This is a genomic window from Streptomyces exfoliatus (assembly GCF_000725545.1).
In the GTDB taxonomy this organism is placed as follows: domain Bacteria; phylum Actinomycetota; class Actinomycetes; order Streptomycetales; family Streptomycetaceae; genus Streptomyces; species Streptomyces exfoliatus.
In genome coordinates this window covers 232,074-245,388 of sequence record NZ_JNZP01000015.1, presented here as the reverse complement: position 1 = coordinate 245,388, position 13,315 = coordinate 232,074, and the positions used below count along the sequence as shown (strand labels likewise).

12 protein-coding genes are annotated in these 13,315 nt (G+C 73.7%); 6 read left to right on the top strand and 6 right to left on the bottom strand.

The features are described from left to right. The first annotated feature begins 27 nt into the window (after window positions 1–27). Together IO20_RS0118900 and IO20_RS0118895 are read left to right on the top strand one after the other, a co-directional pair. Window positions 28–579 carry a helix-turn-helix domain-containing protein gene (locus tag IO20_RS0118900; RefSeq protein ID WP_030551692.1) on the top strand — a complete coding sequence of 184 codons (552 nt, stop codon included), beginning with the start codon at window positions 28–30 and terminating at the stop codon, window positions 577–579. A gap of 81 nt (window positions 580–660) precedes the next feature. After that, window positions 661–1,377, top strand: a complete 717-nt coding sequence (locus IO20_RS0118895; RefSeq protein ID WP_030551694.1) for a helical backbone metal receptor — start codon at window positions 661–663, stop codon at window positions 1,375–1,377. Here the strand turns inward: IO20_RS0118895 and IO20_RS0118890 are convergent. After that, entirely contained in the window at window positions 1,304–2,476 is a 1,173-nt protein-coding gene (locus tag IO20_RS0118890) for a TDT family transporter (RefSeq protein WP_030551695.1), read from the bottom strand. The genes IO20_RS0118895 and IO20_RS0118890 overlap by 74 nt on opposite strands. 70 nt (window positions 2,477–2,546) lie before the next feature. Here IO20_RS0118890 and IO20_RS0118885 point away from each other — a divergent pair, with 70 nt between their 5' ends. Next, on the top strand, window positions 2,547–3,494 hold the full coding sequence (locus IO20_RS0118885; RefSeq protein ID WP_030551697.1) for a LysR family transcriptional regulator: 948 nt from the start codon (window positions 2,547–2,549) through the stop codon (window positions 3,492–3,494). 262 nt (window positions 3,495–3,756) lie between these two features. Here IO20_RS0118885 and IO20_RS0118880 read toward each other — a convergent pair whose 3' ends face one another. Beyond that, window positions 3,757–5,385: an amidohydrolase gene (locus tag IO20_RS0118880; RefSeq protein WP_030551699.1), complete on the bottom strand. Its 1,629-nt coding sequence runs from the start codon at window positions 5,383–5,385 to the stop codon at window positions 3,757–3,759. A 43-nt stretch (window positions 5,386–5,428) separates the two neighbouring features. After that, window positions 5,429–6,196 (bottom strand): TetR/AcrR family transcriptional regulator, encoded by a 768-nt coding sequence (locus IO20_RS0118875; protein WP_030551701.1) that lies wholly within the window; start codon window positions 6,194–6,196, stop codon window positions 5,429–5,431. A 69-nt stretch (window positions 6,197–6,265) separates the two neighbouring features. Here IO20_RS0118875 and IO20_RS0118870 point away from each other — a divergent pair, with 69 nt between their 5' ends. Beyond that, the gene (locus IO20_RS0118870; protein WP_030551703.1) at window positions 6,266–7,720 is read left to right on the top strand and encodes a purine-cytosine permease family protein; all 1,455 of its coding nucleotides are present in this window, start codon (window positions 6,266–6,268) and stop codon (window positions 7,718–7,720) included. Continuing rightward, entirely contained in the window at window positions 7,717–8,802 is a 1,086-nt protein-coding gene (locus IO20_RS0118865) for a C45 family autoproteolytic acyltransferase/hydrolase (protein WP_051874543.1), read from the top strand. The genes IO20_RS0118870 and IO20_RS0118865 overlap by 4 nt, the downstream gene beginning before the upstream one ends. A gap of 15 nt (window positions 8,803–8,817) precedes the next feature. On the opposite strand, the gene IO20_RS0118860 is transcribed toward IO20_RS0118865, so the two are convergent. From IO20_RS0118860 to IO20_RS0118850, 3 genes are all read right to left on the bottom strand, one after another. Continuing rightward, on the bottom strand, window positions 8,818–9,510 hold the full coding sequence (locus IO20_RS0118860; RefSeq protein ID WP_030551707.1) for a gamma-glutamyl-gamma-aminobutyrate hydrolase family protein: 693 nt from the start codon (window positions 9,508–9,510) through the stop codon (window positions 8,818–8,820). Window positions 9,511–9,558: 48 nt separating this feature from the next. Further along, on the bottom strand, window positions 9,559–11,004 hold the full coding sequence (eat, locus tag IO20_RS0118855) for an ethanolamine permease (RefSeq protein WP_030551709.1): 1,446 nt from the start codon (window positions 11,002–11,004) through the stop codon (window positions 9,559–9,561). Between the two features lie 118 nt (window positions 11,005–11,122). Beyond that, window positions 11,123–11,851 carry a FadR/GntR family transcriptional regulator gene (locus IO20_RS0118850; protein ID WP_030551711.1) on the bottom strand — a complete coding sequence of 243 codons (729 nt, stop codon included), beginning with the start codon at window positions 11,849–11,851 and terminating at the stop codon, window positions 11,123–11,125. An 89-nt stretch (window positions 11,852–11,940) separates the two neighbouring features. Between IO20_RS0118850 and IO20_RS0118845 the strand changes: the two genes are divergently transcribed. Continuing rightward, window positions 11,941–13,305, top strand: coding sequence for a glutamine synthetase family protein (locus IO20_RS0118845; RefSeq protein WP_030551713.1), 1,365 nt, complete (start codon window positions 11,941–11,943; stop codon window positions 13,303–13,305). The last annotated feature ends 10 nt before the right edge of the window (window positions 13,306–13,315 follow it).

The window sequence follows — 13,315 nt, the reverse complement described above, 5'->3', positions numbered from 1 at the left end:
GCACGACGCACCAGGGAGGGAGCCGACATGGACGAGAAGGAAGCACCCCGCGTGGGCGCGGCCGTCAAGAGGCGACGCAGAGCGCTGCAGCTCACCCTTGCCGTCGTCTCGTCCCGCAGCGGCCTCTCCGTGCCCTTCCTCAGCCAGGTCGAGAACGACCGGGCCCGCCCGAGCCGCCGCTCCCTGGAGCTCGTCGCGGAGGCCCTGGAGACCACGGTCGGCGAACTCCTGGCCGCCGCCGAGGCCTCCCGCACCGTCGACGTCGTACGGTCGGACGAGCACTCCCCCGTCCTGCCGGCGGGCGTCCGGGCGCTCGTCAGGGGCCGCCACCAGCTGCACGCCCTGGAGTTCACCGGCGAGCAGGACGCGGGGCGGGAGTTCCAGCACCGCAACGACGAGCTGCTGTACGTCGCCGACGGCGCCGCCGAGGTCGAGGCCGAGGGCCGCGCCTACCGGCTGGGGCGCGGTGACACCCTCTACCTCTCCGGCGGGGTACGCCACCGCTGGCGCGCCACCGAGGCGGGCACCCGCCTCCTCGTCGTCGCGGTCGCCGAGCACGTCGAGGCCGAGGTGGAATGAGGACTCCGCCGCGATGAGAACCCCCACGGCGACGAGGACCCACGGCGAGGAGAGCCCCACCGCGATGAGGACCCCGCCGCGATGAGGGTCGTCTCCCTCGTGCCTTCCCTGACCGAGACCGTCGCCGTCACGGCGCCCGGTGTCCTCGTCGGCGCCACCGACTGGTGCACGCACCCCGCAGACCTCGATGTCGTACGCGTCGGCGGCACCAAGAACCCTGACGTCCCCGCGATCACGGCCCTCCGCCCCGACCTCGTCCTCGCCAACGAGGAGGAGAACCGGGCCCCCGACCTCGACGCGCTACGGGCCGCCGGCCTGGACGTCCTCGTCACCGAGATCCGCACCCTCGGCCAGGCCCTCCGGGAGCTGGAGCGGGTCCTCGCCGCCTGCGGCGCACCCCGGCGGCCGCGCTGGCTCGACGAGGCCGAGGCGGCGTGGGACGCGCTGACCCCCGGAGGGACGTACACGGCGGTCGTGCCGATCTGGCGCCGTCCCTGGATGGTCCTCGGCCGCGACACCTTCGCCGGTGACCTGCTCGCCCGCCTCGGGGTGCGCAACCTCTACGCGGACCATCCGGAGCGCTATCCGCGCCTCCCGCTCGACGAACTCAGGGCCGCCGCGCCCGACCTGGTCGTCCTGCCCGACGAGCCGTACCGCTTCACACGGGACGACGGCCCCGAGGCGTTCCCCGGGACCGCCGCCGCGCTCGTCGACGGGCGCCTGCTCACCTGGTACGGGCCGTCCCTGGCCGAGGCGCCGCGAGCACTGGCGCGGGCCCTGCGAGCAGCGCGCCGCTGAACAGGCCCCGCAGGGTGCGGGAGCCGGCCACCAGCCAGGCCGCGACGAGGAACACGTACAGGCCGATCGCGAGCCACCGGAACGCGGCGAGGTCGGTGTGCCGGGCGAGTCCCTCGGCGCCGGTGACACAGGTCCCGACCGGGAAGGTGAACGCCCAGAAGGTCATCGCGAAGCCCATGCCCCGCCGGCGCGCCCGCAGCACCATCGCCCCGGCGAGCGCCAGCCACAGCAGCGCGAAGCCCATGACGGGCACCCCGTAGAGAACGGCGAAGGCGGTGAAGCCGTGCGCGTACGGGGTGGGCAGGACGCCCGGTGCCACGTCGGCGAACGTGTTCGCGGCGGTCGTCGACTGGCCGAGCGGGCCGAGGACGAGGAAGAGGGTGGGGGTGAGCGCGAGGGGCAGCGGGCCGCCGGTCACGAGTCGGCCGAACACCAGCGGCAGCATGATCAGGGTCGCGAGCAGACTGACGCCGAACATCGCCCAGCAGGCGATCAGCAGCGTCTCCTGCGCCTCCCCGGCGGGCAGATGGGGCACGAGCAGGGGGCCCAGCGCGGCGGACACCATGGGGGCCACGACCGGCAGCAGCCACACCGGGGACGCGCTCTCGATCCGGTGGTGCACCACCATGAGGTACGGGACGGCCACCGCCGCCACCAGGCCGACGACCGTGCCGGCGGTGAACAGGACGGCGTCCAGCGCCACGGCCGCCGGGAGCCCGATCCAGTCCCGGCCCACGATCATCGCCCCGCCGCCGACGGCGAGCAGCGCCATCGAGAGACAGCCGTAGAACGGCGCCATGGCGGGGTCCATGAGATGGGCGCGGGCCTGGTCGCGGTGGTGCAGCCAGTGCGCCGCGCGGGCGGCGACCAGGGCGATCAGCATCGCGAGCGACAGGGCCCAGACCGCCGCGCAGAGCGTGCGCAGGCCGGGGACGTCCAGGGGGAGGCCGGCGCCGGCGTTGGCCACGACGGCCGTACCCATGACGGAGGCGTACCAGTTCGGTCCGAGGTGACGGACGGAACGGGCCGGGGAGGCGGTCGGCCGGGCGCCGGGGGTGGTGGCGCGGAGGGCCGGAAGGAGAGGTGCGTGGCTTGCCATGCCTCCACCGTCGCCCGGTTCACCGGTCCCCACCAGGGATCTTGCGGCTATGACGTCATAAGCTGGGTTTATGAGCAGGGAAGCGCGGGGCGACGAGACGTACGGGGCCGACGTCAGGGGCCGGCTCCATCACCGGGTCCCGGACCTCGGCGCACTCGAACTGCTCCTCGCCGTCGCCCGGTACGGGAGCCTCGGGGCCGCCGCCCGCGAGATCGGCATCACCCAGCCGGCCGCCAGCAGCCGCATCCGTTCCATGGAACGGCAGCTCGGCGTGGCCCTGGTCGACCGCTCGCCGCGCGGCTCGCGGCTCACCGACGCCGGCGCCCTCGTCACCGACTGGGCGCGGCGGATCGTGGAGGCGGCCGAGGCCTTCGACGCGGGCGCGCAGGCCTTGCGCGGGCGGCGGGACTCCCGGCTGCGGGTGGCCGCGTCCATGACGATCGCCGAGTACCTGCTGCCCGGCTGGCTCATCGCGCTGCGTGCCGAGCGCCCGGACACGGCCGTGTCCCTCCAGGCGGGCAACTCGGCGGTGGTCGCGGAACGGCTCCTCGCCAACGAGGCGGACATCGGTTTCGTGGAAGGGCTCGCCGTGCCCGACGGACTGGACGGGGTGGTCGTCGCCCACGACCGGCTCGCGATCGTCGCCGCGCCCTCGCACCCGTGGGCCCGGCGGCGCGGCCCGCTCGACCCGGCGGAGCTGGCCGCGACGCCGCTGGTCCTGCGGGAACGCGGCTCCGGTACCCGGCAGGTCCTGGACGCGGCGCTCGCCGGCCACGGCGGCCTCGCGCAGCCGCTGCTCGAGCTCGCCTCCACGACGGCGGTGAAGGCGGCCGCCGTCAGCGGGGCCGGGCCGGCCGTCCTCAGCGAACTCGCCGTCGCGGAGGAGCTGGGCTCGCGCCGCCTGGTGGCCATCCCCGTGGAGGGGGTCCTCCTCCGCCGGGACCTCCGCGCGGTCTGGCCTACGGGCCACCGCCCCACGGGCCCGGCCCGCGACCTCCTCTCGCTGACGCGAGGCTGAGGCTTGTCCGGTGGAACCCGGCCGGCTCCGCGGATCCCGGCCGGCTCCGCGGAGACCTGCCAGGCCCTGACGCCGGCCGTGCCGTAGACCCCCACCCCGCCCCTTCCCGAAACCCTGCCGGGGGCTGGTGGCCTCGCCCTGCCGTCGTGGGCCGCCGTCCGGCTGGGCGGGACGGGTGGGCACAACGGCAGGGCGTCCTTGAGGGTGCCTCCGTTCCCTGCCGGGGTGCCCCCAGGGCCGTACCCGTGTGCACCCCCGCCCGTTAGACGTTCGACGCCCGGTACGTCAGTCGGCCGCCCACCGCCGTCAGGCGGACCGGTACGTCCGGCAGTTCCGTCGGCGGGGTCGTCAGCGGGTCCGCAGCCAGGGCCGTCAGGTCGGCGCGGTAGCCCAGGGCGAGCCGCCCCGCCTCGTGCTCCTCGCCCGCCGCGTACGCCGGCGCCGTCGTCATGCCGCGCAGCGCCTCCAGGGCCGTGAGCGCCTGCTCCGGCAGGTGCGGCGCCTGGCCGAGGTCGCGGCTCGGGCGCCGGTGCGCGGCCCCGGCCATCACGCCGAGCGGCGGGAACGGCGCGATCGGCCAGTCGGAGCCGAGGAGCACGGTGGCCCCCGCGTCCACCAGATCCCGGCAGCGCCACGCGCGCGAGGCGCGCTCCTCGCCGAGCCGGCGCGACCAGTTGTCGGTGTGGTCGGCGCGGGTGAAGTCGCAGCAGTGCGTGGGCTGCATGGAGGCGAGGACGCCCAGGTCGGCGAAGCGCCGCAGGGTGTCGTCCGGCACGGTCTCGATGTGCTCGACCCGGTGCCGTACCTCGGTCCCGCCGGTGGCCCGTGCCTTCTCGACGGAGTCGAGGACGTGCCGGACGGCCGCGTCCCCGATGGCGTGCGTCGCCGTCGGGACGCCCGCCCGGTGCAGTTCCCCGACGACGCGGGTGTACGTCTCGGGGTCCGGCCAGAACGCGTGCGTGGACTCGCCGTGGCAGTCGGGGCGTTCCAGCCACGCGGTGCCGTTGTCGATGGTCCCGTCCATGAAGAGCTTCACCCCGGCGACCCGCCACAGCGCCCCGCCCGTGCCCTGCCGCGCGATCAGGGCCCGTACGCCGTCCGCGTCGGTGCCGGGCTGGCACCAGGGTGCCACCCGGAGCCGGAGCGGCAGCTCGCCGGCCGCGTCCAGCTCCCCGTACAGCGCGAGGCTGTCGCCGTTGGCGTCCATGGCGTGGCCGCCGGTGAGTCCGGTCGCCGCCATGGCCCGCAGGGCCGCCGCGAGCCGTTCCCGGCTCTCCTCGCGCGTCGGCCGCGGGGCGACCCGCTCGACCAGCTCGCAGGCGGCGTCCTCCTGGAGCAGCCCGGTCGGGCGCCCGTCGGCGTCGCAGACGACCTCGGCGGAGGCCTGGGCGAAGGTGCGGGGCCCGTCCACTCCGGCGAGTTCGAGCGCGCGCCTGCTGGCGAGCGCCGAGTGGGCGTCGAAGAGCAGGAGGAAGGCCGGTACGCCGTCGAGCACGGTGTCGAAGGGCGCGATGCCGACGGGCCGGTCGCCGAAGACGTTCGGGTCGAGGCCCCAGCCGAAGAGCCAGGCGCCCCGGTCCAGGGTCCGTACCTCACGGGCGAGGGCCTCCCGAACGTCGTCGAGGTCGGCGCAGTACGAGAGGTCGAGGCCGTGGGTCAGTTCGGCGCCCGTCACCGGGTGCACGTGTCCGTCGACGAGACCGGGCGTGACCACGGCCCCCTTCAGGTCGACGACGGTGGTGCCGGGTCCGGCGAGCGCGCGGATCTCCCGGTCGTCGCCGAGGGCGCCGATCCGGCCGTCGTCGGAGACGGCGAGCGCGGTCTCGGGCAGGAACGCCCCCGTGCCGGGGTCGAGCAGACGGGCGGAGAGCAGGACGAGTCGGGTGCGCACGGTGGCTCCAGGAAGGGGGCGGGCGGGGGAGGGGGTGGCGGCGTCAGGCGGGGTCGGCGGGCGACGCAGGCCCGTCAGTGGACTGCGGAGCCGATACGTCGGCAGGCTCCGCCGGAGCCGGTACGTCCCCGGAGTCCGCCGGACCCGGTACGTCGGCAGGCTCCGTGGGCTCCGCCGGTGCCGGTACGTCGGTGAGCGCCCCGTGGGGCAGGCCGAGTTCGCGTTCCGCCGTGGTGAGGGGCATGCGCGCCACGGCCGCCGGGCGGTTGCTCCGGTCGGTGTTGGCATGGGCGCCGAGGCCGTCGAGGACCACCAGGATCTGGATGGCGGCGGCACGCGGGTCGTCGGTGCGGAACTCGCCCCGCTCGACGCCCTCGCGGATCAGCTGCTCCAGGCGGTCGTCGTTGGCGCGTTCCTGTTCGGCGACCCGCTCGCGCAGGACGGGCCGGTAGCGGCTGAGGTGCCGGGCGTTGATCCAGAGGCGGCTGATGTCGTCGTAGGCCTCGCCCGCCGAGAGGGTGAAGTAGCGCGCGAGGTACTGCGTGGGGGTGCCGTGCGGGCGGTCGGCGGGCAGCAGGGCGTCGAGTTCGCCGGTGGCGGCCACGCTGAAGGCCTCGCCCACCAGATCCTCCGCCGAGGGGAAGTAGTGGCTGATCAGGCCGGGGCGGACGGCGAGCTCCTCGGCGATCCGCCGCAGGGTGACGCACTCGAGCCCCTCGGTCAGGGCGACCCGTGCCGCGGTCTCCACGATCTCCGCCCGCCGGGCTTCCGGGGTTTTCCGAACTCGCTTGCGTTGGACGCTTGACGACATACCCGGGATGCTATTGAGTGTGCGACCAATAAGCAAGCAGGTGGGCACGACACGCATCCGGAGGGCCGTATGGCTTCCCCTATCCCCGACCCGCACCCAGGCTCCCCGGGCGGCCGAGTCGTCGCACAGGCCGCCGACCGGCCGGCCCGCATCGAGGCCCACGGCATCGACCACATCCCCGACGCCGAACGCCACGGACACCCCCGTGAGCTGTTCTCCGTCTGGGCCGCGGCCAACGTCAACTACCTCAGCCTCGTCATCGGCGGCGCCCTCGTCCTGATGGGCCTGAGCCTCTGGCAGGCCCTCGCCGTGACCGTCATCGGCAACCTGTTCTGGCTGCTCCCCGGCCTCCTCGCCACCTCGGGACCGGCCGCGGGCGCGCCCAGCGAGGTGATCACCCGGGCCGTGTACGGGGTCCTCGGCAACCGCGCGAACAACGCGATCGGCGGCTGGCTCGTCTCCGTCTGCTACTTCGCCCTCAACCTGGCCGCGGCGGCCACCGCCGCCTTCGCGCTCGTCGAGAAGGCCGGCATCACGGCGAACACGCCCGTCAAGGTCGCCGTCATCATGGTCATCGCCGCCCTCACGCTGGCCATCAGCGTCTACGGCCACGCCCTGATCATCAAGCTGTACCTGCCGATCACCCTGGCCCTCGCCGGCGCCTTCACCGTCGTCGCGTTCGCCGTCCTGCGGCACGCCGACTTCTCGTACGCCCCGGAGGCGCCGCTCACCGGACTCGAACTCTGGGCCCTCCTGCTCGCGGGCACCACGATGATCGCCTCCGGCCCGCTCTCGTACACCACGAGCGCCGACTTCTCCCGCTACCTGCCCCGTACGGCCTCCAGGAAGGCGATCATCGGCTGGACCGCCCTCGGCGCCTTCCTGCCCAGCGTCGTCGTCTGCGCTCTCGGCGCCTTCGCGGCCACCGCCGTCGACATGACCGACCCGCAGACCGCGCTGCAGGAGATCCTGCCCGGCTGGTTCGTCCCGGTCTTCCTGCTCGCCCTGGTCCTCGGCACGATCTCCATCAACGCCCTGACCGCCTACAGCGCCGGACTCGCCCTCCAGGCCGTCGGCTTCCGCATCCGCCGCTCCGTCAGCGTCCTCTTCGACGGCGCCGTCGCCGTCGCCCTCACCCTCTACGGACTGCTCGTCTCCCACTTCCTCGACACCGTCAGCAACGCCCTCCAGGTGATCGTCGTCCTGGTCGGCCCCCTGATGGCCGTGTACGCCACCGACGTCCTGCTGCGCCGGGGCCGCTACGACGGCCCCGCGCTCTCGGACGAGACCCCCGGCAGCCCTTTCTGGTACACCGCGGGCGTCAACCCGGCCGGTGCCCTCGCCCTCGTCGCGGGCGTCACCGCGGCCGCCCTCTGCGTCAACACCCTCTACACGGGACCCATCGCCGCCGCCCTCGACGGCGTCGACCTCTCCCTCCCCGTCGGCATGGCGGTCTCCGCCGCCCTCTACGCCCTCCTCATGCGGAACGACCGCACCCTGCGCGCCGCCCGGGCGGGCGCGTGAACAGCCGTACGACCCTCCGGATCGGCGGCGCCACGCCCCGGCGGCGCGGCGAGGACCGGGGCCGGCAGGCCCGCGCCGGCGTCACGCGCGCGTGGCGGGTGTACGAGGAGCTCTTCACGACCGTCGCCGCCGCGAACGCCCGGACGCTCGACGTGCCCGCACTCGCCCTCCGCTGCGTCGACGCGACCCGCGCCTGGGCGCCCGAACTCGTCGAGGAGTTGGAAGGGGTCGCCGAGGGCGCCGGAGTGCCGTTCTGGACGATCGCCGCGCTCAACGCGCGCACCGAGATCCTCGCCGAGGCCGGTGCGCCCCGCACGGGGGAGTGCTCCACGCTCGTCCACGGCGGCGACGCCAGGACCACCGGCGGTCAGTGCTGGGACTGGCACGACGAACTCGCCGACGCCTGGCACCTCCAGACGGTCACCGGGGACGTCCACGGCTTCGCCGGGATCACCGAGCACGGCATCCTCGCGAAGATCGGCGTCAACGAGGCCGGTGTGGGCGTGCTCTTCAACATCCTCGGCCACCGGGAGGACGCGGCGGGCGGGGTCCCCGTGCACCTGGTGGCACGTCAGGTCCTGGGCACGGCGGGGTCGTTCGACGAGGCGGTCGGGATCCTGACGAGTGCCCCCGTATCGGCGTCCACGGTCATCACCGTCGTGACAGCCGACCGGGCCGCGTCCGTGGAGCTCGCCCCGGCCGGCTCGTCCGTGGTCGTCCCCGACGAACGGGGCCGGCTGGTGCGGACGAACCACTTCCTCTCCCCGGCCCTCGCGGCCGGGGAGCTGCGCGGTCGCCGGGACCCGGAGACGTACGACCGCCACCGGCTGCTCACGGAACGGCTCCTCGGTCACACCGGCCCGTTCGGCCCCGACGCGCTCGTGAGCCTGCTCGCCGCCCATCGGGACGACGGTGCCGAGGTCTGCTGCCACGCCCCCGCCGAAGGGGTACTGGGCAGCCGATGGGCGACCCTGGCCACGGTCGCGGCCGATCCGGCCGAGCGGCGCCTCATGGTGCACGACGGCGGACCCTGCACGGCGGGTCCGGGGACCTGGACGCCGCTCACGGCCCCCGGGGGCTGATCCGGCGCACCACCTTCACCCCTGGCGCGCCGCCTCCGCCGCCTCCACGAGCCCCCGCATCACCCGCAGGTCCTCGCCCATCTCCGGGTGCCACTGCACGCCGAGGGCCCAGGCCGGGGCGGCCAGTTCCACCGCCTCCACCGTGCCGTCCTCCGCGTGGGCCGAGGCGGCGAGTCCCGCGCCGAGCCGGTCCACGGCCTGGTGGTGGTAGGTCGGGACCTCGGCGAGTTCGGGCACCAGGGAGGCGTACCGGCTCCCCGGGACCGGCTTCACCGCGTGCCGGCCGATCACCCCGACCGCCTCCACGTGCCCGTCCAGGTGCTGGACGAGGGTTCCGCCGAGCGCCACGTTGAGGAGCTGCATGCCCCGGCAGATGCCGAGCAGCGGGGTCCCGGAGGCGAGGGCGGCGCCGATCAGGGCCAGCTCCCAGGAGTCCCGCTCCCGGGCGGGCGGGCCGGTACGGGGGTCGGGCTCGGCCCCGTACCGTACGGGCTCGACGTCCGCCCCGCCCGCGACGACGAGCCCGTCGAGCCGGGCCACGACCGCGGCCGCGGCCTCCGGCCCGTCCGGCGGCAGCATCATCGCGAGCCCTCCGCTCTCCTGGACGAGCCGGGGATAGGGGGCGGGCAGAAGCGCGGCCCGCATGTCCCACACCCCCCACCGGGCCTGGTCGAGGTAGGTGGTCACGCCGATGAGCGGCTTGGTCACGGAACATCCTCCAGAGGTGCGGAGCATCGGTGGATCGGTCGCGTCGGATCAGCCGCGTTCGAGTTCGGCCTCGGCCGCGGCGAGCGCCGCGAACTCCTCCTCGGGCGCGGAGGCCACCAGATGATGCCGACTGTAGAACGCGAAGTAGCCGAGGGCGATCGCGTACACCCCGAGCGCCATGAACGCCGCCGTCCGGTCCACCAGGAAGGTCGCGACCAGGGCGGAGAGGGCCAGGACGAAGGCCACGGAGGAGGTCACGATCCCCCCGGGGGTGCGGTACGGCCGGTGGAGCCCCGGCTCGCGGCGCCGCAGCACGATGTGGGAGAGCGCCATCAGGGCGTACGAGATGGTGGCGCCGAACACGGCGATGTTCAGCATCCGGGCCCCGTCCCCGGTCCCGGCCGCGAGCGCGAAGCCGATCGCGCCCGGGATGAGCAGACCCAGGTACGGCGACTTGCGGCGGCTGGTGAGGGAGAGGAAGCGCGGCAGGTAGCCGGCCCGGGAGAGGGCGAAGAGCTGGCGGGATCCGGCGTAGATGAGGGAGAAGAAGGAGGCGACGAGACCGGCGAGGCCCGCGTAGTTCACGAAGCGGCTGAGCGCCGTCGGGTCCCCTTCGCCCTGGAGTGCCACGACGAGGGGGTTGCCCGCCTCCTGGACGGCGGCCGAACCGCGCGCCCCGGTCGCGGCGAAGAAGGTCATGACGGCGAGCAGCACCAGGATGCCCATGGAGAGGGCGAGCGCCTTCGGCATCGACCGCACCGGGTCCTTCGCCTCCTCTGCGGCGAGCGGCACTCCCTCCACGCCGAGGAAGAACCACATGCCGAAGGGGAACGCGGCCCAGATCCCGAGCAGGCCGAACGGCAGCCAGGAGTTGGACCCGAAGGCCTCTCCGTCGACCGGGATGTCATTGAGTCCGTCGACGTGGAAGTCGGTGAGGGCGCCGAGCGCGAAGACGACGAGGGCGGCGACGGCGATGGCCGTCACGATCAGGCTGAAGCGCAGCGCCTCGCCCACGCCCCACAGGTGGATGCCGATGAAGAGCGCGAAGCAGACCAGGTAGACCGGCCAGCCGGACTCCAGGCCGAAGAGGCCGAGGGACTCGACGTAGTCGCCGATGAAGATCGAGATGGCGGCGGGCGCGAGGATGTACTCGATGAGGATCGCGGTGCCGGTGAGGAAGCCGCCCCAGGTGCCGAGTGCCCGGCGGGCGAAGCCGTAGCCGCCGCCCGCCGTGGGCAGGATGGCGGAGAGCTCGGCGAGCGCGAAGACCAGACAGGCGTACATCGCGCCCATCAGGACGGTCGCGATGGCGAGGCCGCCGAACCCGCCCTTCGAGAGGCCGATGTTCCAGCCGGAGAAGTCCCCGGAGACGACGTAGGCGACGCCGAGCCCGGTGAGCAGCAGCCAGCCGGCGCTGCCGCGGCGCAGCGCGCGCCGTTCCAGATAGTCGTCCTTCGGTGGGGTGGTGTCCCCGGTGGTGTCTTCGAGCGTCATGGCAGCGTCAGCTCCCCGCAACGGGCCCAATGGATTGGAGCCATACCTTTGCGGTGGCCGACGGGGGAGCGCAACCCCCCTGCGTTACTTTCGGGTTACGTGGGGACCCCGGGCGCGCTCACGTCAGGAATCCCCGCAGCAGCGCCGCCGTGCCCGCGCAGTGCTCCCGCATCACCTCGCGGGCCGCGTCCGCGTCCCCGTCGAGCACCGCCTCCACCAGGGCGGTGTGCTGGTGCTGGGAGTGCTCCAGGTTGCGTACGAGCAGGGGGATGCAGTCCAGGAGGTCGTTCACCGTGGCCCGGACCGCCGCGTACTGGGCCGTCAGCGTCGGCGAGCCGGACAGCTCGGCGAGCGTGAGGTGCAGCAGGGTGTCCTGGCGGCGGTAATCGGCCAGCGGGGCGTCGTGGGTCGCCGCCACGGCGCTCCGCAGCCGCTCCACGCCCGCCGTGTCGAGCCCGTGGGCCGCGCAGAGACCGGCGGCCCCCACCTCCAGCACCTCCCGGAAGCGCAGGGTGTCCTCCATGTCGACCGAGGCGATCCGGCGGCGCAGCTCGTCCTCGTCGGCGGTCTGGGTCCGGGGCAGGACGAACGTTCCGCCGTACCGGCCGCGCCGGCTCTCCACGAGCCCCTGCTCCTGGAGGACCTTCAGGACCTCGCGCAGGGTCACCCGGCTGATCCCCATCCGGTCGGCCAGCTCCCGCTCGGCGGGCAGCCGCTCCCCGCCGGGCACGAGACCGAGCCGCACCACCTGGAGGATCTGCTCCAGGGCCTCCTCGAAGCCGTTGCCCGCCCGCACCGGCCGCAGCACGGGCGTCAGCCGGTCCGCCGATTCACTCGTACTGGCCACGTTCGCGTTTCCCCTTCTCCGGGACTTCCCAAGTAATGGTCTTCCGCAATACCTTATGACTTCCGGCAGGCCGAAGGAGGAGCAATCCCGTGGCAGACCGCAAACCCCCGCTCGCCGTCGAGGAGCTCCGAGCCCTCGTCGCGAGCGGCGAGATCGACACCGTAGTCCTGGCCTTCCCCGACATGCAGGGACGGCTCCAGGGCAAGCGGTTCGCCGCCCCGTTCTTCCTGGACGAGGTACTCGGCCACGGCACCGAGGGCTGCAACTATCTTCTGGCCGTCGACACCGAGATGAACACCGTCGACGGATACGAGATGTCCTCCTGGGACCGCGGCTACGGCGACTTCGCCATGCACCCCGACCTCACCACCCTCCGCCGCCTCCCCTGGAACGAGGCCACCGCCATGGTGACCGCGGACCTCGCCTGGGGCGACGGCACCCCCGTCGTCGCCGCGCCCCGCCAGATCCTCCGCCGCCAGCTGGAGCGCCTCGCGGAGCACGGCCTCACCGCCCACGTCGGCACCGAACTCGAGTTCATCGTCTTCAGGGACAGCTACGAGCAGGCCTGGGACGCGAACTACCGCGACCTCACGCCCGTCAACCAGTACAACATCGACTACTCCGTCCTCGGCACCGGACGCATCGAACCCCTCCTGCGCCGCATCCGCAACGAGATGACCGGCGCCGGACTCACCGTCGAGTCCGCCAAGGGCGAGTGCAACCCCGGCCAGCACGAGATCGCCTTCAAGTACGACGAGGCCCTCGTCACCTGCGACCGACACGCCGTCTACAAGACGGGCGCCAAGGAGATCGCCGCACAGGAGGGCTACTCGCTCACCTTCATGGCGAAGTACAACGAGCGCGAGGGCAACTCCTGCCACATCCACCTCTCCCTCCAGGATCAGGAGGGGACGAACGTGATGGCGGGCGACGACGAGCACGGCATGTCCGCGACCATGCGGCACTTCCTCGCGGGACAGCTCGCCGCCCTCCGCGACTTCTCCCTCCTCTACGCCCCCAACATCAACTCCTACAAGCGGTTCCAGCCCGGCTCCTTCGCCCCCACCGCCGTCGCCTGGGGCCACGACAACCGCACCTGTTCGCTCCGGGTCGTCGGCCACGGCCGCTCCACCCGCTTCGAGAACCGCCTCCCCGGCGGCGACGTCAACCCGTACCTGGCCGTCGCCGGTCTGGTCGCCGCGGGACTCCACGGCATCGAGCAGCGCCTCGAACTCCCCCCGCCCTGCACCGGCAACGCCTACACCGCCGAGTACGCGCACGTGCCCACCACCCTGCGCGAGGCCGCCGACCTCTGGGAGACCAGCGAGATCGCCAAGGCCGCGTTCGGCCCCGAGGTCGTCGCCCACTACCGCAACATGGCCCGCGTCGAACTCGACGCCTTCGACGCCGCGGTGACCGACTGGGAACTGCGTCGTTCCTTCGAACGCCTGTGACAAGAGAGAG